The organism is Klebsiella sp. RC2 (genome assembly GCF_014192815.1).
Taxonomy (GTDB): Bacteria; Pseudomonadota; Gammaproteobacteria; order Enterobacterales; family Enterobacteriaceae; genus Klebsiella; species Klebsiella variicola.
Genome location: NZ_JACHYL010000011.1, coordinates 62,320 through 84,538, shown reverse-complemented (window position 1 = coordinate 84,538; position 22,219 = coordinate 62,320). Strand labels below are relative to the sequence as shown.

The following is a 22,219-nucleotide window of genomic DNA, read 5'->3' as shown; positions in this document are numbered from 1 at the left end:
CCCGCGGCCGCAGGAGAGGGGAACCATTAGCTGAACAGCCCGACCAGCGCAGCGCACAGCACGGCAGCGACTGCCGTTTGTGGCGTGTGACTGGCTGCGGCGCCGCTCGATATCATACTCACCAGTGATTCAAACATGATGCTCTCCCCTAATGCCGGGCACGATCATACTCAACTCATCGGAACAGTAAAGTACAAAATAGCAGCACTTTGCGCTGAACGGCTAATTTTCATCATGCCGTTAATCACTACTCCATTCCCAGCTCTTTTAGCTTACGCGTCAGGGTATTACGACCCCATCCCAGCAGACGCGCAGCCTCCTGCTTGTGCCCCTGGGTATGGCGCAGGGCGGTCGTCAGCAGCGTGCGCTCCATTTCGGGTTGCGCTTCTGAGAGCAGGTTTTGATGACCGGATCGCAACGCCCGATCGGCCCACTGACCCAGCAGCGTCGCCCAGCTGTCGGGCTGCATCTGCGTCGGGCTGTCCGGAACCGTGGTCTCAAACAGTTCGCTCGGCAGATCCTGCGTCAGTACCTCCTGGCCGGCGGCCATGACGGTGAGCCAGCGACAGGTGTTTTCCAGCTGACGGACGTTGCCAGGCCACGCCAGGCGTGTCAGCGCTGTCTCCGTTTCCGGATGCAGCTGTTTGGCTTCAACACCGAGCTCGCGGGCGGCTATCTGCAGAAAATGGCGGGCCAGGCGTGGAATATCTTCCCGGCGCTCGCGCAGCGGCGGTAAATGTACCCGGATCACGTTCAGGCGGTGGAACAAATCTTCACGGAATTTCCCCTCCTGCACGCGCTGTTCCAGGTTCTGGTGGGTGGCGGCGATGATCCGCACATCGACCTTCACCGGCGCGTAACCGCCCACGCGATAAAACTGGCCATCCGCCAGCACGCGCAGCAGACGAGTCTGGACATCAAGCGGCATATCGCCAATTTCATCCAGGAATAGCGTGCCGCCGTCAGCCTGTTCGAAGCGTCCCTGGCGGACGGTATTGGCGCCGGTAAAGGCCCCTTTTTCATGCCCGAACAGCTCGGACTCAATCAGGTCTTTGGGTATTGCCGCCATATTCAGTGCGATAAACGGCGCTTTTGAACGTGGACTATGACGATGCAGGGCGTGAGCGACGAGCTCTTTACCGGTACCGGATTCGCCATTAATCAGCACGCTGATGGATGATCGCGACAAACGGCCAATAATGCGAAAGACATCCTGCATTGCCGGCGCTTCGCCGATGATGTCGGCAGTTGGGCTGCTTATTGGCGCATTTCGCGGCTGTTGCTGCTCCTGGTAGTGGCTTATCGCCCGGTCGACCAGGGCGACGGCTTCATCAATATCAAAAGGTTTGGGCAGATAATCAAACGCGCCTTGCTGATAAGCGCTGACCGCGGCGTCCAGATCGGAATGTGCGGTCATTATGATGACCGGAAGCATTGGATGACGCTGCTTAATCTGTTTGAGCAGCGCCAGACCATCCATTCCCGGCATACGGATATCTGACAGCAGTACATCCGGGGTTTTGGTGGTGAGGGCATCTAGCACCTCATTGCCGCTTTCGAACGTTGTGCAGCTCAAGCCGGCTCCGGTGAGCGCGCGTTCAAGCACCCAGCGGATGGAGCTATCGTCATCAACGATCCAGGCTATCCCTCGTTGCATAAACACCTCTACTTCCGAATAGGCAGGTATACCGAAAATTCGGTATGACCCGGCCAGCTGGTGAATTCAATTTTGCCGGAGTGCTGATCGATAAGGCTGCGGGCGATAGATAAGCCCAGGCCGGTACCGCCTTCGCGGCCGCTGACCATCGGATAAAACAGCGTATCCTGGAGATGGGGCGGAATACCCGGGCCATTATCTTCAACGTCAATACGTGCGGCGAGGCGATAACGCACCCCGTGCAGCGTCAGCTGGAAAGCGGTGCGGGTGCGGAGAACAATTTCGCCCCCTTCCGGCCCCAGCGCCTGCAGCGCATTACGGACGATGTTCAGCAACACCTGTTCAATTTGATCCGGGTCGTGGGGTAGCTCTGGTAGGCTGGGGTCGTAATCACGGATTAACTTCACGTTGTCCGGTAACTCCATGGAGACCAGTTTCACTACCCGCTCGGCGACTTTATGGATACTTTCAGTAACGTGCATGCCCGGATGCTGTGGCCCAAGCAGGCGATCGACCAGATTTCTCAGCCGGTCAGCCTGCTCGATGATCACTTTGGTATATTCCGTTAGCGCCGGGTCGGGCAGGGCTTTGCTGAGCAGCTGTGCCGCGCCGCGCAGGCCGCCTAACGGATTTTTTATCTCATGTGCCAGGCCGCGGACCAGATCGCGGGCGGCGACCTGCTGCGCGTGCTGCAGCTGCTCCTGGCTCAGGCGGCGCTGGTTATCCATCGGCGCCATTTCCAGCAGAATAAAGCCTTCCGGCAGCCGCTGGGCGGTCAGCGACAGGATGTGCGAGCGGCCATCAATAACCAGCGTCACTTCGTTATCGGTAAACCCCTGGCCCGCCTGCAGGCTCTCCTGCATCAGCCCGATATTCAACGAAAAATAGCTCAACAGCTCAGGTAACGGGGTGCCAAACAGCTTGCGTGAACTTTGCGCCAGCAGCTGCTGCGCCGCAGGATTGGCAAAGTGCACCGCCAGGTCATCATCGACCAGTAAGATACTGTTGATAAGAGAGTTGAGGATCTGCCCAGCATCGGGCAGTGTGCCTGTTGCCATTCGACAGTCTCCTGAAAATGAGTGCACCAATTTAGTGCAGTATAGCTTTTTATCGGTAAAAAGCTCGCGAGATCAGCGTGTTGGTGGAGAAAAAAGCCCATCCTGAGATGGGCTGAAAGTTTCCACGGCAACAAAATATCCCGGGCATCCCGCGCCACAACACGACATACCCTGGATTTACAGCAAAATTAGACGCTGTAGTACAGTTCGAACTCAACCGGATGCGGAGTCATGCGTACGCGGTCGTTCTCTTCCAGACGCAGGGCGATGTAAGCATCGATAGCGTCATTGGTGAACACGCCGCCAGCCGTCAGGAACTCGCGGTCAGCATCCAGGGCCTGCAGGGCTTCTTCCAGAGAACCAGCAACCTGCGGGATCTCTTTCGCTTCTTCCGGCGGCAGGTCATACAGGTTTTTGTCCATTGCTTCGCCCGGATGGATTTTGTTCTTGATACCATCAAGGCCAGCCATCAGCAGCGCCGCAAAGCACAGGTACGGGTTGGCAGCCGGGTCCGGGAAGCGCACTTCGATACGACGCGCTTTCGGAGAGGTCACCACCGGAATACGGATGGAGGCAGAGCGGTTACGCGCAGAGTAAGCCAGCATAACCGGCGCTTCGTAACCCGGGACCAGACGCTTGTAGGAGTTGGTGGTCGGGTTCGCCAGGGCGTTGATAGCTTTAGCGTGTTTGATTACGCCGCCGATGTAGAACAGCGCCTGCTCAGACAGACCTGCGTATTTGTCGCCGGAGAACAGGTTAGTCCCGTTTTTCGCCAGAGACATATGGCAGTGCATGCCGGAGCCGTTATCGCCGAACATTGGTTTCGGCATAAAGGTCGCGGTTTTACCGAAGCGGTGAGCGACGTTGTGAACAACGTATTTGTAAATCTGAATTTCGTCCGCTTTTTTGGTCATGGTGTTGAAGCGGGTTGCCACTTCGTTCTGACCTGCGGTAGCCACTTCGTGGTGGTGAGCTTCAACAACCAGGCCCATCTCTTCCATGATCATACACATGGTGGAACGGATATCCTGAGAAGAGTCTACTGGCGGAACCGGGAAGTAACCCCCTTTCACGCCCGGACGGTGACCTTTGTTACCGCCTTCGTATTTGGTGGAGGAGTTCCACGCACCTTCGATGTCATCGATCGCGACATGGGAGCCGGAGATAGAGGCGCCAAAACGGATGTCGTCGAACAGGAAGAATTCTGGTTCTGGCCCGAACAGGACGGTGTCAGCGATGCCGGTGGCGCGCAGGTACTCTTCAGCGCGTTTCGCGATGGAGCGCGGGTCACGGTCATAGCCCTGCAGGGTGCCTGGCTCGAGGATATCGCAGCGGATGATCAGGGTCGGTTCTTCGTAGAACGGGTCAATGACCGCGGTGGAGGCGTCCGGCATCAGGACCATGTCAGATTCGTTGATACCTTTCCAGCCACCGATCGAGGAGCCATCAAACATTTTGCCTTCTTCGAAGAATTCGGCATTTACCTGATGAGACGGAATCGTGACGTGCTGTTCTTTACCTTTGGTATCGGTGAAGCGCAGGTCGACAAACTTCACTTCGTGCTCGTTCAGCATCGTCAAAACGTGTTCAGCGGACATACTTAAACTCTCCCGGATTGGTCATTGTCGTCGTGGTAACGAAAACTTCATACTGCTTAAAAGTGGCGTTGTTGCCTTAAAAAATATAAAGCGAAATCTGTGCCAACTTTTAAATGCCCTATAAAACGCTGTATCATGCGCACCATAGTGCAAAAGGACTGCACCATGATGGAGATAATGCACCAAAGTAGTGCCTCAGTGTGAACATTGAGCACCATTTTGGTGCAATTTTTGTTACGGTGCCCTTTTATCGCTCCGTGAAAGCGGTCACAAAGAAACTCTGCAATACTTGTTTGCGGAGGATGTTTGTGATCCTGTTCAGTCCTTCGCTTAATACGTGTACAATAACGCGCTATTTCTAATGCCTGAGGCAAAGTTGTGATCGAAAATCTGCGTAATATCGCCATCATCGCGCACGTTGACCATGGTAAAACTACCCTGGTTGACAAGCTGCTACAGCAATCCGGTACGTTCGACGCACGTACTGAAGCACAAGAACGTGTGATGGACTCCAACGATTTGGAGAAAGAGCGTGGGATTACCATCCTCGCGAAAAACACCGCAATCAAATGGAATGATTACCGTATCAACATCGTTGATACCCCAGGGCACGCCGACTTCGGAGGTGAGGTTGAGCGTGTTATGTCCATGGTTGACTCTGTGCTGCTGGTGGTCGATGCCTTTGATGGCCCGATGCCGCAAACGCGCTTCGTGACCAAAAAAGCTTTTGCCCACGGCCTGAAGCCGATCGTGGTCATCAACAAAGTTGACCGCCCGGGCGCCCGTCCGGACTGGGTTGTCGATCAGGTCTTCGACCTGTTCGTTAACCTTGATGCGACCGACGAACAGCTGGACTTCCCGATCGTTTACGCGTCCGCGCTGAACGGTATCGCGGGCCTGGACCACGAAGACATGGCTGACGACATGACCCCGCTGTACCAGGCGATTGTTGATCGCGTGCCGGCGCCGGACGTTGACCTTGACGGTCCGCTGCAGATGCAGATCTCCCAGCTGGACTACAACAACTACGTTGGCGTCATCGGTATCGGCCGCATCAAACGCGGTAAAGTGAAGCCGAACCAGCAGGTCACTATCATCGATAGCGAAGGCAAAACCCGTAACGGTAAAGTCGGTAAAGTGCTGACTCACCTGGGTCTGGAGCGTATCGAGAGTGACGTAGCCGAAGCTGGCGACATCATCGCGATCACCGGTCTGGGCGAGCTGAACATCTCCGACACCATCTGCGATCCGCAGAATGTCGAAGCGCTGCCGGCACTGTCCGTTGATGAGCCGACCGTAACCATGTTCTTCAACGTCAACACCTCGCCGTTCTGCGGTAAAGAAGGTAAGTTCGTTACCTCTCGCCAGATCCTGGACCGTCTGAACAAAGAGCTGGTGCACAACGTGGCGCTGCGCGTTGAAGAAACCGAAGACGCTGATGCGTTCCGCGTTTCCGGCCGTGGTGAACTGCACCTGTCCGTTCTGATTGAAAACATGCGTCGTGAAGGTTTCGAGATGGCGGTTTCCCGTCCGAAAGTTATCTTCCGCGAAATCGATGGCCGTAAACAAGAGCCGTTCGAAAACGTGACGCTGGACGTCGAAGAGCAGCACCAGGGTTCTGTCATGCAGGCGCTGGGCGAGCGTAAAGGCGACCTGAAAAACATGAATCCAGACGGTAAAGGCCGCGTACGTCTCGACTACGTGATCCCAAGCCGTGGTCTGATCGGCTTCCGTTCAGAGTTCATGACCATGACTTCTGGTACCGGTCTGCTGTACTCCACCTTCAGCCACTACGACGACGTTCGTCCGGGCGAAGTGGGTCAGCGTAACAACGGCGTACTGATCTCTAACGGTCAGGGTAAAGCGGTTGCGTTCGCCCTGTTCGGTCTGCAGGATCGCGGTAAGCTGTTCCTCGGCCACGGCGCTGAAGTTTACGAAGGCCAGATCATCGGTATTCACAGTCGCTCTAACGACCTGACGGTAAACTGCCTGACCGGTAAGAAACTGACCAACATGCGTGCGTCCGGTACTGACGAAGCAACGGTTCTGGTTCCGCCGATTAAGATGACCCTGGAGCAGGCTCTGGAGTTCATCGATGACGACGAACTGGTAGAAGTGACCCCTACGTCTATCCGTATCCGTAAACGTCACCTGACTGAGAACGACCGTAAACGCGCAATGCGCGGTGCAAAAGAAGAGTAATTTTTCTTCTTGTTGTTCGCTAAACCCCGCCTCTCCGGCGGGGTTTCTTTTTTTCATTCCTGCATCATACGCCAATAGTCAAATCCTGCCTTTCCCGCTAAAGTTAATTTTCCACGGCGCGGAAGGAGACAAAAATGCTCTATATCTTTGATTTAGGTAATGTGATTGTCGACATTGACTTCAACCGGGTATTGGGAGCCTGGAGTGATTTAACCCGCATCCCGCTGGCGACGCTGAAGCAGCATTTCACCATGGGAGAGGCTTTCCACCAGCATGAGCGTGGCGAGATTAGCGATGAAGACTTTGCCGCCGCCATGTGTCATGAAATGAATATGTCCCTCAGCTATGAGCAGTTTGCTCACGGCTGGCAGGCGGTATTTGTCGCGCTGCGCCCGGAGGTAATTACCATCATGCATAAACTTCGTGCCCAGGGGCATCGGGTGGTAGTGCTCTCCAATACCAATCGTCTTCACACCACATTCTGGCCCGATGAATACCCGGAAGTGCGCGCTGCCGCCGATCGCATTTATCTGTCACAGGAGATGGGATTGCGTAAGCCTGAAGCGGAAATTTATCTGCGAGTACTGGAAGAAGAGGGATTTTCCGCCGCAGATACGGTCTTTTTTGATGATAACGTCGATAATATAGCAGGGGCCAACCGGTTAGGGATCACCAGTATTCTGGTGACCGGGAAGAAGACCATCCCTGACTATTTCGCGAATCAGCTATGCTAAAAACCGTTCAGCAAAAATTACACCACCATACCCGGCCGCTGCTGGCTTGGCTTAAGCTGCTGTGGCGGCGCATTGATGAAGACCATATGACGACTCTGGCGGGGAACCTCGCCTATGTGTCATTACTTTCCCTGGTGCCGCTGATAGCCGTCGTGTTCGCGCTGTTTGCGGCCTTTCCCATGTTTTCCGAAGTCAGCGTGCAGATTCGCCATTTTATCTTCGCCAATTTTATTCCGGCGACCGGGGATGTGATTCAGGGGTATATCGAACAGTTCGTGGCTAACTCCAGCCGTATGACCGCCGTAGGCGCGTTTGGCCTGATCGTCACCTCGCTGCTGCTGATGTACTCGATCGACAGCGCGCTAAACACCATCTGGCGCAGCACGCGCAGCCGTCCCAAAGTTTACTCCTTTGCCGTTTACTGGATGATCCTGACTCTTGGCCCGTTGCTGGCAGGCGCCAGCCTGGCGATCAGTTCGTATCTGCTGTCGCTGCGCTGGGCGAGCGATCTGGACGGCGTGATTGATAATCTACTCCGCCTCTTCCCGCTGATCCTTTCATGGGCGGCATTCTGGCTGCTCTACAGTATTGTACCGACCACCCAGGTGCGTAACCGCGATGCAGTGATCGGGGCGCTGGTGGCGGCGCTGCTGTTCGAGGCAGGTAAAAAAGCGTTTGCCCTCTATATCACCACCTTTCCGTCCTATCAGTTAATTTATGGCGTGATTTCGGTGGTGCCGATTTTGTTCGTCTGGGTGTACTGGACCTGGTGTATCGTCTTGCTTGGCGCTGAAATAACTGTCACTCTCGGTGAATACCGCAAACTTAAAACAGAAGAAACAGAACAACCATGATTGCATTAATTCAACGCGTATCCCGTGCAAGCGTTACCGTGGAGGATGAAGTGACGGGCGAAATTGGTCCGGGGCTTCTGGTGCTGCTGGGCGTCGAGAAAGACGATGATGAACAAAAGGCGAATCGCCTTTGTGAACGGGTGCTGGGCTACCGCATCTTCAGCGATGCGGAAGGGAAAATGAACCTGAATGTCCAGCAGGCGGGCGGCAGCGTGCTGGTGGTTTCGCAATTTACGCTGGCGGCGGATACCGAGCGGGGGATGCGACCGAGTTTCTCGAAAGGCGCTGCCCCTGACCGCGCCGAGGCGCTGTATGAGTATTTCGTCGCCCGCTGTCGCCAGCAGGAAATGAACACCCAGACCGGAAGATTCGCTGCGGATATGCAGGTTTCTTTGGTCAATGATGGTCCCGTGACCTTTTGGTTGCAGGTATGACCCAGCTTCCGGGCAGGCTGCGGGTAACAAAAGAGAGTACGACTATGTATCACCTTCGTGTACCGCAAACAGCAGAAGAGTTAGAGAGCTACTACCAGTTCCGCTGGGAGATGCTGCGTAAGCCGCTGCATCAGCCTAAAGGATCGGAACGCGACGCCTGGGATGCGATGGCGCATCATCAGATGGTCGTGGATGAAGAGGGTAATCTGGTTGCCGTCGGCCGACTGTATATCAATGCGGAAAATGAAGCCTCCATTCGCTTTATGGCCGTTCATCCCTCCGTACAGGATAAAGGGCTGGGGACGCTGATGGCGATGACCCTGGAGTCGGTAGCGCGTCAGGAAGGGGTGAAGCGGGTCACCTGTAGCGCTCGCGAAGATGCGGTGGAGTTTTTCGCCAAGCTTGGCTTTGTCAATCAAGGGGAGATCACTACCCCGACCACCACGCCGATCCGTCATTTTCTGATGATTAAACCGATCGCGTCGCTGGACGATATTTTGCACCGTGGCGACTGGTGCGCGCAGCTCCAGCAGGCGTGGTATCAGCATATCCCGCTGAGTGAAAAAATGGGCGTACGCATTCAGCAGTACACCGGGCAGAAATTTATAACCACCATGCCGGAAGCGGGGAACCAGAATCCGCACCATACGCTGTTTGCCGGTAGCCTGTTTTCGTTAGCGACCCTGACCGGATGGGGACTTATCTGGCTGATGCTGCGCGAGCGGCATCTGGGGGGCACCATCATTTTGGCGGATGCGCATATTCGGTACAGTCAGCCCATTAGCGGCCGCCCCAGCGCCATCGCCGACCTGGGATCGCTGAGCGGCGACCTCGACCGCCTGGCGCGTGGGCGTAAAGCCCGCGTGCAAATGCAGGTGGAGCTTTTTGGCGATGATAAACAGGGTGCGGTTTTCGAGGGGATCTACATCGTGCTGCCGGCGAAGCCTTTTGGTTCGTACGAAGAGGGCGGCAACGAGGAAGAGTAAGTGCCCTCTGGCCGTTATCGTCCTGGCGATGCCACACGCCAGGCGATATCCCGCATAGCATCACGCGCGGCGTGGCTGACGCCACCCAGCTGAAAGAAGCCGTGGATCACCCCCAGATAACGCTGACAGGAACTCTCCACCCCTTGCTCCGTCAGCCTTCGGTACAGCACTTCGCCCTCATCGCGTAAAGGATCGAACTCCGCCGTCAGAATATGCACCGGTGGCAGCCCGTTAAAATCTTCGCGCCAGAGCGGACTGGCATCCGGATGGTTTGCCGGCGTCGAGGCGAGGTATATTTCGTAGCCGCTCAGTAGCGTGTCCCGGGTAATCACATAGTCATCGCCATTGCTGAGGTAGCTCGCCATGCTGGCGGTGGGGTCAAGCATCGGATAAATCAGAATCAGTTGTGCAGGATGCCACGCCGCTTTCGCTTTCAGGCGCAGAGCCGTGACCAGGGCGAGGTGCCCGCCGGCGCTGTCGCCGGCCAGCGTGATACGCGAGGCATCAACGCCAAGCTGCTTTGCGTGCTGGTGAATAATCGTAGCACCTCGTTCTGCATCATCGTGCGCCGCCGGAAAGGTATGCTCCGGCGCCAGGCGGTACTGTACAGCGATCACCCGGCAACCGCTGAACATGGCTAACTGACGGAGTTGGTTATCGTGGGTGGTAAAGCCGCCGCTGACAAAACAGCCGCCGTGGTAGTAGATAAGCGTGGGTAGCAGGCCGTCGGCAGTGGGCGGTGAAACGACGCGGAAGTGCATCCCCTCCAGGGTGATATCCTCCACCCGCACTCGCGTTTCCGTCTCCCCGGCGAGTACCGCACTGGCGATATAGCCGGCCCTCCGATCATCAATATGTTGATCGCGTGATGACGGACGACCTGCCGCAATAAATGCCTCAACCAGCGAAGCAATCCCTTTCTCCAGCGCCATATGAAGTTCCTTGTACTGTTTTAATATCCAGTGTTATAGCCTGGATTATGGCGAAAATACAGGCCTGTTGAGGTCGCCTGTGCATTATGGAAAGCGGCTCGCAAAAAAGCGTTTACCTGGCAAAATCCTGTTTGTTTCCGATTTCAAAAGCTGTAGATTGCTCATAACTTCATCACTGGTGATATACTTGAGGTATATATGAGCATGATGGCTGAAAGGGATATGGGCAGAATTCTTCTCGATTTATCAGACGATGTCATTCAACGTCTCGATGACCTCAAAGTGCAGCGTAACATTCCGCGAGCGGAACTGTTACGTGAAGCGGTTGAACAATATCTGGAGAAACAAGATCGAGCTAAAGATACCATCTCCAGTGCGCTGGGTCTGTGGCAAGACTGCGAAGAAGACGGCATGGAATATCAACGTCAGCTACGCAAGGAGTGGTAATGACCTCCGGATCTGCGCTTTTTGATACCAATATTCTTATTGATTTATTTAGCGGGCGTCGCGAAGCCAAACAGGCGCTGGAGGCCTGGCCACCGCAGAATGCGATCAGTCTGATTACCTGGATGGAGGTGATGGTTGGCGCTAAAAAATATCACCAGGAGCAGCGTACGCGAATGGCGCTAAGCACCTTTAATATCATTAACATCTCACAGGATATTGCAGAGCGAAGCGTTGCGCTGCGGCAGGAGTATAAGCTTAAGCTGCCGGATGCCATCATTCTGGCGACGGCGCAACTCCATCGTCTGGAACTGATTACGCGGAATACGAAGGATTTTGCCGGTATTCCTGGCGTAGTCACGCCGTACGAACTACACCCTGAATAATTCGAGTGGCAGGAGGACGACAAGGGAGCGACAAACTCGTCTGAAACGAGTGTGTCGAGCCAAAGGCTGGTCTCTGATGACAGTCAGTGACGCGGGTGAGTCATTCCTGACTACGCTCGTATCGCAAGAAGGAAAGCGGGCGGCAAGAGCCGCCCGAAATCACACTGCAGAACTTACTCCCCTTCGCCGGGGAACATGAACGGGTTAATTGAGCTCCTGGCGAAGCCTTCCTGTTCCATACGGGCGTCGAGCACCAGGGACGCCAAATCGTCGGCGACGGCTTCGACTTTCGGATCCTTCTCCTGATACATAATCTTCAGGTAGGTTCCGCAGTCGCCACAGCTTTCGGCTTTCACCGCTGCCTGCTCGTTGTCCAGCGACCAGTAGTGCAGGTCGCGGCTCTGTTCACAGTTGCTGCACTTGACGCGCACCACGTGCCACTCGGTTTCGCACAGGTTGCAGTGCAGATAGCGCAGCCCCTGAGTGGTGCCGATCTGCACGATGCTGGAGACCGGCATCGAGCCGCATACCGGGCAGAACTGACGCTGTTCGCCGTATTCGGCGCGCGCTTTCCCCGGGATCAGGCTGGCCATCTGCGCCCAGTAGAGCGACAGCGCGGCCCAGATGAACGGCGCTTTATCACTGCTGACGGAGGCGAAGTCGGAAACAAACAGCGCGCTGGCCATCTGCTCCAGCTCCTGCTCAGAGGCTTTTTCCAGATTCTCAATGACCGCCAGCGCCGGGCCGCTCATTTCCGGCTTCAGCTCGGCAATCAGCGAGTGCAACAGCTTGTGCCAGTGCTTGTCGCGCGGCAGAACGTGGATATCCAGCGGCGGTTTACCCTGTTCGCTGGCCGCTTTAATGCGAGCCGTCAGATCCATCTGCAGCGGATGGTCGTACAGCACCACTTCCTGGGCATGGGCGATCAGCGCGGCAAAGCGCAGGTAATCGCCCAGCGGGTTGTTGGCGGCCAGCTCACGCAGGCGTTCAGCGCGGCGGTTATACAGATTTTTCAGCCTGGGGAACAGTAACGGCGGAATTGCTTCCGCCGTGCGTTTCTCGCTCGAACCCAGCTCGTCTTGCGGGATTATGCGAATACTCATTCAGATGACTTTTCCTGTTTCTGGCGGACCTCTCGGTACCAGCGCGGGTGATGTTTCTTCGCCCACGTTTTGGTAACCCAGCCTTCCACCATCGCGGTAATGGTGCCTTTCACCCAGAGGGCGGCGTAGATATGCACCATGATAACCACAATTAACGCCACTGCGGCAAATGAATGCAGCATCAGCGCAAATCGGATCACCGGGATTGAGAAAGCCGGCGCAAAATACGGACGCCAGATGATCACACCGCTCACCAGCAGCAGTACCAGCAAAATAATCGCCGCCCAGAACACGCATTTCTGGCCGAAGTTATAGCGCCCGGTATCGCCCACCTCCTCGTTGACGACGATCTTACGAATATTCTTCGCCCAAAAGATATCATCCCGATTGATTAGGTTGTGGTGCCAGTAACGGAAAAACATGATGATAAACGACGCGAACATCACCACCCCGACGAACGGGTGGAGAATACGCGCCAGCTGCGGCGTACCGAGAATATGCATCAGCCAGTTAAAGGACGGGAAGAAAAAGCCTAACCCGCTCACTGCCGCCAGGACGAAGCAGAAGGCGGTGACCCAGTGGTTGATGCGTTCCGGCGCCGTGTAGCGCACGATGGTGTCACGTCTTTTCATTTGCGCACCTCGTCTTTCTCTTCATGCAGGTTGTCCTCTTCCTCTTCCGCGCGGTTCGGACCGACGCCGACGTAGTGGAAGATACTGGCTGCGAAGGTCGCGGCGAAGCCGACGGCCGCCAGCGGTTTCCAGATGCCTTTCCAGAACTTCACGGTCTGGCTGATCTCCGGGTTTTCCGGCAGGCCATGGTACAGATTCGGCTTGTCGGCATGGTGCAGCACGTACATGACGTGGGTGCCGCCGACGCCGGCCGGATCGTACAGGCCCGCATTGTCATAACCGCGGGTTTTCAGCTCAGCCACGCGTTCACCGGCCAGCGTTTTCATATCCTCTTTGGAGCCAAAGTGGATTGCGCCGGTCGGACAGGTTTTCACGCAGGCAGGCTCCTGGCCGACGGTCACGCGGTCTACGCACAGGGTACATTTGTAGACGCGGTTGTCTTCCGGGTTCAGACGCGGTACATCGAACGGACAGCCGGCGATACAGTAGCCGCAGCCGATGCACTGCTCGGACTGGAAGTCGACGATACCGTTGGCGTACTGAATGATCGCGCCTTCTGACGGGCAGGCCTTCAGGCAGCCCGGGTCCGCGCAATGCATGCAGCCATCCTTGCGAATGAGCCATTCCAGCTTGTCGTTTTGTTCCACTTCCGAGAAGCGCATGACCGTCCATGACTTGGCGGTCAGGTCCGCCGGGTTGTCATACACCCCGACGTTGTGACCGACTTCATCACGAATATCGTTCCATTCGGAGCAGGCCACCTGACAGGCTTTGCAGCCGATACAGGTGGTGACGTCGATAAGCTTCGCCACCTCCTGCTGGTGGTCCCGCGCCTGAGGCGCGGGGGTGAAACCGTTAGTCGCGGAACGACGAATAATATCTTGCGATTGATAAGCCATAAGTCGTCTCCGTTACACCTTTTCCACGTTCACGAGGAAAGCTTTGAACTCCGGTGTCTGCGTATTCGCATCACCGACGAACGGCGTCAGCGTATTGGCAATAAAGCCTTTTTTCGCTACGCCCTCATAGCCCCAGTGAATAGGAATGCCGATGGTATCGATATCCTTACCGTCAACTTTCAGCGTGCGAATACGCTTGGTCACCACTGCCTTGGCTTTGATATAGCCGCGGTTAGAGGAAACTTTCACGGTATCGCCGTGGCCGATGCCGAGCTTATTCGCCAGTTTTTCACCGATCTCCACAAACTGCTCCGGCTGCGCGATGGCGTTAAGCAACGCGTGCTTGGTCCAGTAGTGGAAGTGTTCGGTCAGGCGGTAAGTGGTGCCGACGTACGGGAATTTGTCCGCTTTGCCCATCTGCTCGAGATCGCCTTTGAAGACGCGAGCGGCCGGGTTAGAGACCACGTTCGGATGCAGCGGGTTAGTCCCCAGCGGCGTTTCAAACGGTTCGTAGTGTTCCGGGAACGGTCCTTCCGCCATCTTATCGATAGCGAACAGACGGCCCATCCCTTCCGGCTGCATGATAAACGGACCGACGTCGCTGCCAGGCGCGGCGGCGCTGTAGTCCGGAATATCCACGCCGCCCCATTTGGCGCCGTCCCACTTCAGCAACTGACGCTTCGCATCCCACGGTTTACCCTGCGGGTCCGCGGAGGCGCGGTTATACAGGATGCGGCGGTTGAGCGGCCAGGCCCAGGCCCAGCCCAGCGTGTTGCCGAGGCCTGACGGGTCGGCGTTATCGCGGCGCGCCATCTGGTTGCCGTCCGGCGTCCAGCTACCGGCGAAGATCCAGCAGCCGCTGGAGGTGGTGCCATCATCGCGCAGCTGGGCAAAGGAGCTCAACTGCTGCCCTTTCTTAACGATCACCGCGCCGGTCGCCGGGTCGGTGATATCCGCCAGCGCTTTACCGTTGCTTTCCATCGCCACTTCTTCAGATGCCGGCTCGTGCGGAGTGGAGTAGTTCCACGTCATGTTGAGCACCGGCTCCGGAGCTGGTCCGCCCTCTTCGGCATACATCTTACGCAGGCGAGTGAAGATACCGGCGAGGATTTCGCCATCGGTCACGGCGATCCCCGGGGCGTCCGCGCCTTTCCAGTGCCACTGCAACCAGCGGCCGGAGTTGACGATAGAACCGTTTTCTTCGGCGAAGCAGGTGGACGGCAGACGGAATACTTCGGTCTGGATTTTCGACGGGTCAACATCGTTGGACTCACCGTGGTTTTGCCAGAAGGTGGACGTTTCGGTGTTGAGCGGGTCGATGGTTACAAGGAACTTCAGCTTCGACAGGGAAGCCACTACCTTGTTTTTGTTCGGGAACGAGGCGACCGGGTTAAAGCCCTGGCAAATATAGCCATTCACTTTGCCCTGATTCATCATCTCGAAATACTGCAGGACGTCGTAGCTCTTATCCCACTTCGGCAACCAGTCAAAGCCCCAGCTGTTTTCTGCCGTAGCTTTGTCGCCGAAGAAGGCTTTCATCATGGAGACGAAGAACTTCGGATAATTGCCCCAGTAGTTGACCTGGTCTTTCAGCAGCGGCTTCGGCGTGTTAGCCGTCAGGTAGGTCTGCAGGTCGGCCTGTTTTTCATTCGGCAGCGACATGTAGCCCGGCAGGCTGGTGGAGAGCAGGCCGAGGTCGGTCAGACCCTGGATATTGGAGTGACCGCGCAGGGCGTTGACACCGCCGCCCGCCATCCCCATGTTGCCGAGCAGCAGCTGGATCATCGCCATGGTGCGGATGTTCTGTGCGCCGATGGAGTGCTGGGTCCAGCCGAGAGCATACAGGAACGACGCGGTCTTATCCGGCGCGCTGGTTTCGGCAATGTATTCGCAAACTTTAAGGAAGTCGGCCTTCGGCGTACCGCAGATGTTTTCGACTACATCCGGGGTATAACGAGAAACGTGCTGCTTCAGCAGGTTCCAGACGCAGCGCGGATGTTGCAGCGTGGTATCGCGTTTGGCGAAGCCGTTCTCATCCAGCTCATAGTTCCAGCTGGTTTTGTCGTACTGGCGTTTTTCTGCGTTATAGCCGCTGAACAGCCCGTCGTCGAAGCTGTAGTCCTCACGCACGATCAGGCTGGCGTTGGTGTAGGCTTCGGTGTATTCGCGGTTGAATTTTTCGTTATTCAGCAGGTACAGGATCACACCCGACAGGAAGGTAATGTCGGTACCGGAACGAATCGGGGTATAGAAATCTGCCACCGATGCCGTACGCGTAAAGCGCGGATCGATAACGATGAGCTTGGCGCCATTATGAATTTTGGCTTCCATCGCCCAGCGGAACCCCACCGGATGCGCTTCTGCGGCGTTACCGCCCATCACCACGATCAGGTTGGCGTTCTTAATATCCACCCAGTGGTTGGTCATCGCACCGCGACCAAATGTTGGAGCAAGACTTGCTACCGTTGGTCCGTGTCAGACACGCGCCTGGTTATCCACCGCCAGCATCCCGAGGGCGCGGGTGAATTTTTGCGTTAAATAACCGGTTTCGTTACTGGAGGCGGAGGCGCACAGCATCCCGGTGGTCAACCAGCGGTTGACGGTGGTGCCGGCGTCGTTTTGCGCGATAAAGTTGGCGTCGCGGTCCTCTTTCATCAGCTTGGCGATGCGATCAAACGCTTCGTCCCAGCTGATTTGCTGCCATTTATCGGAACCTGGCGCGCGATATTCCGGGAATTTCAGGCGGCTTTCAGAATGGATAAAGTCCACCAGACCGGCCCCTTTCGGGCAGAGCGCACCACGGTTAACCGGATGATCCGGATCGCCTTCGATATGGAAAATGGATGCTTTGGCGTTTTTTGCGCCGTCGCCGAGGCTATACATCAACAGCCCACAGCCGACAGAACAGTATGTACAGGTGTTACGGGTTTCGCGCGTGCGCAGCAATTTGTACTGCCGTGTCTCCGCGAGCGCAGTTGCCGGGGCAAAGCCCAGCGCTGCTGCCGTGGTTCCCGCCATACCGCCAGCGCAGATCTTAAAGAACTGCCTTCTGCTGACCTGCATGGTTCGCTCCTTGTTTCGACATTGTCACATGTAGTTATTTGCTTTGCGGTGAAGGCCGCAAAGGTTCAGAATTAGGGCTAATTTCCCTCATTCCTGAAGGGATAAAAACAGAATACCACATTGTGTGTATGCCTGTTCCAATACGGTTAAAGCAAAGTGAACAAGAAGCCTCTCGAACAAATCAAAAATGTGACGAATGTCACAGGATATCGCCAGGTCTCCCTCTGGAAACGCGAGGATCTGCAACACCCTCAGCCAGACGAGTTAGCCGAAGAAATTCCCGTCGCGCTGGTCTACAACGGTATCTCCCATGTGGTGATGATGGCCACGCCGAAAGACCTGGAACAATTCGCCGTCGGCTTTTCCTTATCCGAAGGGATTATCGAGCATCGGCGGGAGATTTTCGGCATGGACGTGGTGTCGGTGTGCAATGGCCTTGAGGTACAGATTGAGCTCTCCAGCCGACGTTTTATGGGGCTCAAAGCCCGGCGTCGCGCGCTGGCCGGGCGCACCGGCTGCGGGGTATGCGGCGTCGAGCAGCTCAATGATATTGGTAAGCCAGTTCAGCCGCTACCATTCACTCAGACGTTCGATCTAGCCAACCTCGACCACGCCCTGGCGCATCTTAACGACTTTCAACCGGTCGGCCGGCTCACCGGCTGTACCCATGCGGCTGCCTGGGTCAGGACGACTGGCGAGCTGGCGGGCGGTTTTGAAGACGTTGGCCGGCATGTCGCCCTGGATAAACTGCTGGGCCAGCGCGCGGAAATTGGCGAGGACTGGCAGCATGGCGCCGCGCTGGTCTCCAGCCGCGCCAGCTATGAAATGGTGCAGAAGGCCGCGATGTGCGGCGTCGAGATCCTGTTCGCGGTCTCGGCGGCCACCACCTTAGCGGTGGAAGTGGCCGAGCGCTGCAATCTGACGCTGGTGGGCTTTTGCAAGCCGGGCAGGGCGACAGTTTACACCCATCCGCAGCGTTTAATTGCGGGTTAAATATCGATCAATAAATTTGAACAATGACAGCAAATCCTTCCGCTTTTTGTTTAGCGATGTGCGGGCTACTATTTAACACATCAAGGCACGGCGCCTTATCTAAACAACTAAATGAAAGGGTTTATATCATGAAAAGCATCAAAACTTTTGTCGCAGTAATCGCACTGGCCGCTTCTTTTGGTTCATTCGCTGCTGAAACCGTGACTGCAACCGCTGCCACGATGGATGGTGCGGAAGCGAAAATCGCTGCTCAGGCGCAGGCTGCTGGCGCTTCGTCTTACAAAATTACCGAAGCCTTTACCGGCAACCGCGTGCATATGACTGCGGAACTGAACAAATAAGCATAAAGTTACTGTCGAAAGAGCGCCTTAGGGCGCTTTTTTTGTTTCGCTTCCCGCATCGGCGAAATTACCCGATATTCCCCTCTGCTACGAAAAAATGTGGCAGTAATCACGTTTCCGCTCTTTTCTTAAATCCCCATATTAACGGCAAAGGAAAGGTCTGCACGCCTGAATATCTCGATATTTTAACGCTATGAAATATAAAGATATTAAAAACAGAAAGCGATGGCGATCACCCTCTTTAAATGAGATGTTTATCACAGAAATAAGCGTGTCACTGCTACTGTCAACCATTCACTGACGTAATTTAATACGCATTATGTGATCTTTATTGCAAATAGAAGGCTTGTACTCAGGGAAAAATGTTGTCAGGCAAATGAGCGAGGAAGCGTCATGAAAATTGGCATCGTTATTAGCGGCGGGGATGTTTCGGGAATGAATAATTTTATATTCCAGATAGCCAGGCAGGCTAATGCCGATATCACGCTGTTTAATGGCGGTATTCCAGGGCTACTGGAGAAAAGTCATCAGGATATGGCGTGGCGCGATCTGGTTGATTTCTCCATTACCGCGGTGCCGATCATTACCTCGGGGCGAACCAGTCGCAAACTGCAGCGCAGTGAATATGAAAGCATTGCTAAAAAACTTAAATCTCTGCGTATTGATGTGCTCATTATGGCCGGGGGGGATGGCAGCCTGCAGTTTCTGAATACCCTTAGTGAATTTGAGATTAATTGCTTTGGTGTCGGGATGACTATCGATAATGATGTGTATGGCAGTGATTATACGATTGGTTTTTCCACGGCCTGTGAGCAAATTATTAAAGAAGTCTCCCGTTTAAGAAATACCGGAAGAGCGCTGCCGGGTCGGGTTTTTATGGTTGAGATATTAGGAGGCTATTGTGGAGAACTAACGTTACAGTCCGCCATTAAATGTAATGCTGATATTGCCCTGATCCCGGAGGCACAGATGCCGCTGACCATGCTTGCGGAACGGATTACCCGTAAGCTGAGCACGCAAAATAGCGTCGTGATCCTCTGCTCAGAAGGCTATACCAAAGAGTACTCTCCCGGCTTTCAGGGGGCGATTGATACCATGATTAAACAGCTGGAACCACAAATAGGTGTCCGTATCCGTAAAACGATCGTCGGCTATGGTTTACGCAGCGGTGATCCAACCTGTGAAGAGATTTATCAGGGTACCATTATGGCCAGTGAAGTGGTTCGCTGTATTCAGTCAGGTATGAAAAATAAAGCCATAATAATTAATTCCAGTAACAAACCTATTCCGATTGATTTAGTCAGTATGAAAAAACGTCTGGTCGATACTGAAGGACATCATTATAAACTTGCCAAGCAACTCAATATTATTTGAGGAGACCCTCCATGCTGAAAATTTTATGCGTATGTGGCTGCGGCCTCGGTTCAAGCTTTGCCATTGAAATGACGGCGAAGGCAGTTTTAAAGAAGCTGGAAATTCCCGCTCATATTGAACACACCACCGTTTCCGAAGCTGGGGCCTTTAAATCGGATATGATTCTGACGCAAAAAACCTTTGCCGACATCTTAACCGCCGATGCCAGTGAAGAAGAAATTAAACGTGTCGTGGTATTGAATAAACTTACTGATAAAGAGGAGATTGAAACCAAGATCGTCGCATTCTTAAAAGAACGTCATCTGAAGGTGGCTGATTATGAATAGCTTCGTTGCGTTTATCGTTAAGGATTTACTCGGCCAGGCATCCATCCTTATTGCTTTTATTGCCATGCTTGGCCTGATCCTGCAAAAGAAATCGCCAGGCAAAACCGCGGAAGGGACATTTAAAACGCTGCTCGGTTTCTTAATTATGATGGCCGGGATAAACATCATTGTCGCCACCCTGACCTTCCTGAATGATATCTTCACCCAGGGGTTTGGCATGAAAGGCTATATTACCGATGTGGCCGCCATCGCCGGGTTAGCGAATCGGGAATTAGGTTCGGAAGTGGCGCTGACGCTGCTGGTGATCTTTGCTGTCAACATTATTATCGCCCGTCTGACGCCGCTAAAATATATTTTCCTGACCGGCCAGGCGCTGCTGTGGATGGCGACAATTGGGGCTGTGATTGGCTATAAGTCCGGGCTCACTGGCGTACCGCTGATTTTAACCGGGGGTATCTTCGGCGGTGTGATGGCGGTCTTAATGCCGGCCCTGGCGCAGCCGGTGGTCAGGCGCATTACCGGGTCTGACGATGTGGCCCTGGGGCACTTCTGTACCATCGGCTATCTGGTGCAGGCTGCGGTCGCTAAAGTTGTCGGAAAAGGCTCTCGCTCCACGGAAGATCTCGAACTGCCTGATAACTTTAAGTTTCTGCAGGATACCTATCTGGCCATGGCGGTGGTGATGGTGCCGATGTATCTCATCCCGGCTATTGCGGCGGGGCCGCAGTACATCGCGCAATTCTCCGGCGGCATTAATTACCTGATGTATGCCTTCATGCAGTCCATTCAGTTTGTCGCCGGGGTCTTTGTCCTCTATAGCGGTGTGCGTTTATTACTCAATGAGCTGGTGCCGGCTTTTCGCGGTATCGCGATGCGTATTGTCCCGGATGCAAAGCCTGCTCTCGATTGCCCGGTGCTGTTTCCCTATGCGCCAAATGCGGTGATTGTCGGATTTCTGGCGACGACTGTCGGCTCGATTATCGGCATGCTGGTTTTCCCGATGTTCGGTCTGGCGATGATCCTCCCCGGGCTGTTAACCAACTTTTTCGCCGGCGGTACGGCAGGGGTATTTGGTAATGCGCTGGGCGGACGTCGCGGGGCGATGATCGGCGGGGTTATCCACGGTCTGTTTATCACTTTTCTGCCGGCTATTCTGGTGCCCATGCTGGAGAGCTACGGCTTTACGGGCGTCACCTTCAGCGATTCTGACGTCATCAGCTCCGGTCTGGTATTAGGCCACGCCTTCCAGAATAACTGGCTCTTTGTCGCCTTGTTTATTGTGTTTGTCGCCGCACTGGCATGGTTTGTAAACGGTAAATCCGCTAAGCCGAAAGGGGAAAATGTTCATGAGTCTGTATAATTTTAATGAGATTTTAAACATCGCTCAGGAAAGAAATTTTAAAGCGATTGGCTCGTTTAACTTGCACTGTATTGAGATGTTACCGGCTTTTTTCAAAGCCGCGCAAAACAGCCACAGCCCATTAATGATCCAAATATCAACCGGTACCGCAGAGTATCTGGGGTATCGGTTACTGGTCGATGCCGTGCGTTCATTAGCAGACAGTGAAAATATCCCGACCTGCCTGCACCTCGATCACTGCTCCGATATTAAAGCCATCGGGACGGCAATGAATGCGGGCTTTTCTTCGGTGATGTACGACGGGTCTCACTTAAGCCTCGAGGAAAATATCGGTAACACGCGGATTGTGGTGGAAATGGCCCGGCCGCGGAATATTACGGTAGAAGGTGAGCTGGGGGCGATCGGCGGGTCAGAGGATGGAAAAGCGGTGGCTGCCGAAGATATCTGTTTTACTACCGTCGACGACGCGAAACGTTTTGTGGAGGAGACGCAGGTCGATATGCTGGCCGTCTCGGTGGGCACTGTGCATGGCCTGTACACCGGTAAAGCGCAGATACAGCATGCGCGGCTGAAGGCGATAAGCGAAGCGACTGGCGTGCCGCTGGTGCTGCATGGCGGCACAGGCGTTAGTGACGACGATATGCGGCTGGCCGTCACTGAAGGAATTAATAAAGTGAACGTCGGAACGGAAATGAACGTGCAGTGGGTCGACCGCTGTAAATCAACGTTCGAGAAAGGAAAAGTAAATGACAGCGTACGGAAATTTTTAATTCCTGCCAACCAGGCAGTGACTGCCGTATTAATGGAAAAAATGGCGCTATTTAAATAGCGTTTTTACCGACA

General features: G+C 54.8%; 22 protein-coding genes. 13 read left to right on the top strand and 9 right to left on the bottom strand.

Annotated elements, in window-relative coordinates; genetic code table 11:
• Nucleotides 1-26: 26 nt before the first annotated feature.
• The 4 genes from FHW76_RS25185 to glnA all read right to left on the bottom strand — a co-directional run bounded on the left by FHW76_RS25185 (nt 27) and on the right by glnA (nt 4,313).
• On the bottom strand, nt 27-137 hold the full coding sequence (locus FHW76_RS25185) for a YshB family small membrane protein (protein ID WP_004152951.1): 111 nt from the start codon (nt 135-137) through the stop codon (nt 27-29).
• 110 nt (nt 138-247) lie between these two features.
• Entirely contained in the window at nt 248-1,657 is a 1,410-nt protein-coding gene (glnG, locus tag FHW76_RS25180) for a nitrogen regulation protein NR(I) (protein WP_008807911.1), read from the bottom strand.
• Nucleotides 1,658-1,665: 8 nt separating this feature from the next.
• On the bottom strand, nt 1,666-2,715 hold the full coding sequence (gene glnL, locus FHW76_RS25175; RefSeq protein WP_008807910.1) for a nitrogen regulation protein NR(II): 1,050 nt from the start codon (nt 2,713-2,715) through the stop codon (nt 1,666-1,668).
• Nucleotides 2,716-2,903: 188 nt separating this feature from the next.
• Nucleotides 2,904-4,313: a glutamate--ammonia ligase gene (glnA, locus tag FHW76_RS25170; protein WP_004203622.1), complete on the bottom strand. Its 1,410-nt coding sequence runs from the start codon at nt 4,311-4,313 to the stop codon at nt 2,904-2,906.
• A 378-nt stretch (nt 4,314-4,691) separates the two neighbouring features.
• On the opposite strand from glnA, the gene typA reads away from it, so the two are divergent.
• The 5 genes from typA to fabY all read left to right on the top strand — a co-directional run bounded on the left by typA (nt 4,692) and on the right by fabY (nt 9,523).
• A complete protein-coding gene (gene typA / locus FHW76_RS25165; protein WP_008807909.1) occupies nt 4,692-6,515 on the top strand; it encodes a ribosome-dependent GTPase TypA in 1,824 nt (607 codons plus the stop codon).
• Nucleotides 6,516-6,649: 134 nt separating this feature from the next.
• Nucleotides 6,650-7,249, top strand: coding sequence for a glucose-1-phosphatase (gene yihX / locus FHW76_RS25160; protein ID WP_008807908.1), 600 nt, complete (start codon nt 6,650-6,652; stop codon nt 7,247-7,249).
• On the top strand, nt 7,243-8,103 hold the full coding sequence (locus FHW76_RS25155) for a virulence factor BrkB family protein (protein WP_008807907.1): 861 nt from the start codon (nt 7,243-7,245) through the stop codon (nt 8,101-8,103). Before yihX ends, FHW76_RS25155 begins: the two co-directional genes overlap by 7 nt.
• Nucleotides 8,100-8,537, top strand: a complete 438-nt coding sequence (gene dtd, locus FHW76_RS25150) for a D-aminoacyl-tRNA deacylase (protein ID WP_012543288.1) — start codon at nt 8,100-8,102, stop codon at nt 8,535-8,537. Before FHW76_RS25155 ends, dtd begins: the two co-directional genes overlap by 4 nt.
• 44 nt (nt 8,538-8,581) lie before the next feature.
• Entirely contained in the window at nt 8,582-9,523 is a 942-nt protein-coding gene (fabY, locus tag FHW76_RS25145; RefSeq protein WP_012543287.1) for a fatty acid biosynthesis protein FabY, read from the top strand.
• Between the two features lie 14 nt (nt 9,524-9,537).
• Here the strand turns inward: fabY and FHW76_RS25140 are convergent, their stop codons facing one another.
• A complete protein-coding gene (locus FHW76_RS25140; protein ID WP_023296845.1) occupies nt 9,538-10,455 on the bottom strand; it encodes an alpha/beta hydrolase in 918 nt (305 codons plus the stop codon).
• A gap of 204 nt (nt 10,456-10,659) precedes the next feature.
• Between FHW76_RS25140 and FHW76_RS25135 the strand changes: the two genes are divergently transcribed.
• Entirely contained in the window at nt 10,660-10,902 is a 243-nt protein-coding gene (locus FHW76_RS25135) for a CopG family transcriptional regulator (RefSeq protein ID WP_004150355.1), read from the top strand.
• Nucleotides 10,902-11,285, top strand: a complete 384-nt coding sequence (locus FHW76_RS25130; RefSeq protein ID WP_008807903.1) for a type II toxin-antitoxin system VapC family toxin — start codon at nt 10,902-10,904, stop codon at nt 11,283-11,285. Before FHW76_RS25135 ends, FHW76_RS25130 begins: the two co-directional genes overlap by 1 nt.
• Nucleotides 11,286-11,458: 173 nt before the next feature.
• Here the strand turns inward: FHW76_RS25130 and fdhE are convergent, their stop codons facing one another.
• The 4 genes from fdhE to fdnG are packed head-to-tail and all read right to left on the bottom strand — an operon-like array spanning nt 11,459 to nt 16,982.
• The gene (gene fdhE, locus FHW76_RS25125) at nt 11,459-12,388 is read right to left on the bottom strand and encodes a formate dehydrogenase accessory protein FdhE (RefSeq protein ID WP_004150358.1); all 930 of its coding nucleotides are present in this window, start codon (nt 12,386-12,388) and stop codon (nt 11,459-11,461) included.
• Entirely contained in the window at nt 12,385-13,020 is a 636-nt protein-coding gene (gene fdoI / locus FHW76_RS25120) for a formate dehydrogenase cytochrome b556 subunit (RefSeq protein WP_008807902.1), read from the bottom strand. The genes fdhE and fdoI overlap by 4 nt, the downstream gene beginning before the upstream one ends.
• Nucleotides 13,017-13,919 (bottom strand): formate dehydrogenase subunit beta, encoded by a 903-nt coding sequence (gene fdxH / locus FHW76_RS25115; protein ID WP_002882822.1) that lies wholly within the window; start codon nt 13,917-13,919, stop codon nt 13,017-13,019. Before fdxH ends, fdoI begins: the two co-directional genes overlap by 4 nt.
• Nucleotides 13,920-13,931: 12 nt before the next feature.
• Nucleotides 13,932-16,982: a formate dehydrogenase-N subunit alpha gene (gene fdnG / locus FHW76_RS25110; RefSeq protein WP_094030659.1), complete on the bottom strand. Its 3,051-nt coding sequence runs from the start codon at nt 16,980-16,982 to the stop codon at nt 13,932-13,934.
• Nucleotides 16,983-17,138: 156 nt separating this feature from the next.
• Between fdnG and fdhD the strand changes: the two genes are divergently transcribed.
• The 6 genes from fdhD to FHW76_RS25080 all read left to right on the top strand — a co-directional run bounded on the left by fdhD (nt 17,139) and on the right by FHW76_RS25080 (nt 22,205).
• On the top strand, nt 17,139-17,975 hold the full coding sequence (gene fdhD, locus FHW76_RS25105) for a formate dehydrogenase accessory sulfurtransferase FdhD (protein ID WP_012969233.1): 837 nt from the start codon (nt 17,139-17,141) through the stop codon (nt 17,973-17,975).
• Between the two features lie 128 nt (nt 17,976-18,103).
• Nucleotides 18,104-18,316: a YdgH/BhsA/McbA-like domain containing protein gene (locus FHW76_RS25100; RefSeq protein WP_004127125.1), complete on the top strand. Its 213-nt coding sequence runs from the start codon at nt 18,104-18,106 to the stop codon at nt 18,314-18,316.
• A gap of 393 nt (nt 18,317-18,709) precedes the next feature.
• Nucleotides 18,710-19,690 carry a 6-phosphofructokinase gene (locus FHW76_RS25095; RefSeq protein WP_032731538.1) on the top strand — a complete coding sequence of 327 codons (981 nt, stop codon included), beginning with the start codon at nt 18,710-18,712 and terminating at the stop codon, nt 19,688-19,690.
• Nucleotides 19,691-19,701: 11 nt separating this feature from the next.
• On the top strand, nt 19,702-20,016 hold the full coding sequence (locus FHW76_RS25090; RefSeq protein WP_004151864.1) for a PTS sugar transporter subunit IIB: 315 nt from the start codon (nt 19,702-19,704) through the stop codon (nt 20,014-20,016).
• The gene (locus FHW76_RS25085; RefSeq protein ID WP_004203642.1) at nt 20,009-21,376 is read left to right on the top strand and encodes a PTS sugar transporter subunit IIC; all 1,368 of its coding nucleotides are present in this window, start codon (nt 20,009-20,011) and stop codon (nt 21,374-21,376) included. The genes FHW76_RS25090 and FHW76_RS25085 overlap by 8 nt, the downstream gene beginning before the upstream one ends.
• Nucleotides 21,363-22,205: a class II fructose-bisphosphate aldolase gene (locus FHW76_RS25080; protein WP_012543283.1), complete on the top strand. Its 843-nt coding sequence runs from the start codon at nt 21,363-21,365 to the stop codon at nt 22,203-22,205. The genes FHW76_RS25085 and FHW76_RS25080 overlap by 14 nt, the downstream gene beginning before the upstream one ends.
• The last annotated feature ends 14 nt before the right edge of the window (nt 22,206-22,219 follow it).

Bases quoted from the DNA above. Each gene is read 5' to 3' on its own strand.
- FHW76_RS25185 (WP_004152951.1), bottom strand. From the start codon at position 137: ATGTTTGAATCACTGGTGAGTATGATATCGAGCGGCGCCGCAGCCAGT.
- glnG (WP_008807911.1), bottom strand. From the start codon at position 1,657: ATGCAACGAGGGATAGCCTGGATCGTTGATGACGATAGCTCCATCCGC.
- glnL (WP_008807910.1), bottom strand. From the start codon at position 2,715: ATGGCAACAGGCACACTGCCCGATGCTGGGCAGATCCTCAACTCTCTT.
- glnA (WP_004203622.1), bottom strand. From the start codon at position 4,313: ATGTCCGCTGAACACGTTTTGACGATGCTGAACGAGCACGAAGTGAAG.
- yihX (WP_008807908.1), top strand. From the start codon at position 6,650: ATGCTCTATATCTTTGATTTAGGTAATGTGATTGTCGACATTGACTTC.
- FHW76_RS25155 (WP_008807907.1), top strand. From the start codon at position 7,243: ATGCTAAAAACCGTTCAGCAAAAATTACACCACCATACCCGGCCGCTG.
- dtd (WP_012543288.1), top strand. From the start codon at position 8,100: ATGATTGCATTAATTCAACGCGTATCCCGTGCAAGCGTTACCGTGGAG.
- fabY (WP_012543287.1), top strand. From the start codon at position 8,582: ATGTATCACCTTCGTGTACCGCAAACAGCAGAAGAGTTAGAGAGCTAC.
- FHW76_RS25140 (WP_023296845.1), bottom strand. From the start codon at position 10,455: ATGGCGCTGGAGAAAGGGATTGCTTCGCTGGTTGAGGCATTTATTGCG.
- FHW76_RS25135 (WP_004150355.1), top strand. From the start codon at position 10,660: ATGATGGCTGAAAGGGATATGGGCAGAATTCTTCTCGATTTATCAGAC.
- FHW76_RS25130 (WP_008807903.1), top strand. From the start codon at position 10,902: ATGACCTCCGGATCTGCGCTTTTTGATACCAATATTCTTATTGATTTA.
- fdhE (WP_004150358.1), bottom strand. From the start codon at position 12,388: ATGAGTATTCGCATAATCCCGCAAGACGAGCTGGGTTCGAGCGAGAAA.
- fdoI (WP_008807902.1), bottom strand. From the start codon at position 13,020: ATGAAAAGACGTGACACCATCGTGCGCTACACGGCGCCGGAACGCATC.
- fdxH (WP_002882822.1), bottom strand. From the start codon at position 13,919: ATGGCTTATCAATCGCAAGATATTATTCGTCGTTCCGCGACTAACGGT.
- FHW76_RS25100 (WP_004127125.1), top strand. From the start codon at position 18,104: ATGAAAAGCATCAAAACTTTTGTCGCAGTAATCGCACTGGCCGCTTCT.
- FHW76_RS25095 (WP_032731538.1), top strand. From the start codon at position 18,710: ATGAAAATTGGCATCGTTATTAGCGGCGGGGATGTTTCGGGAATGAAT.
- FHW76_RS25090 (WP_004151864.1), top strand. From the start codon at position 19,702: ATGCTGAAAATTTTATGCGTATGTGGCTGCGGCCTCGGTTCAAGCTTT.
- FHW76_RS25085 (WP_004203642.1), top strand. From the start codon at position 20,009: ATGAATAGCTTCGTTGCGTTTATCGTTAAGGATTTACTCGGCCAGGCA.
- FHW76_RS25080 (WP_012543283.1), top strand. From the start codon at position 21,363: ATGAGTCTGTATAATTTTAATGAGATTTTAAACATCGCTCAGGAAAGA.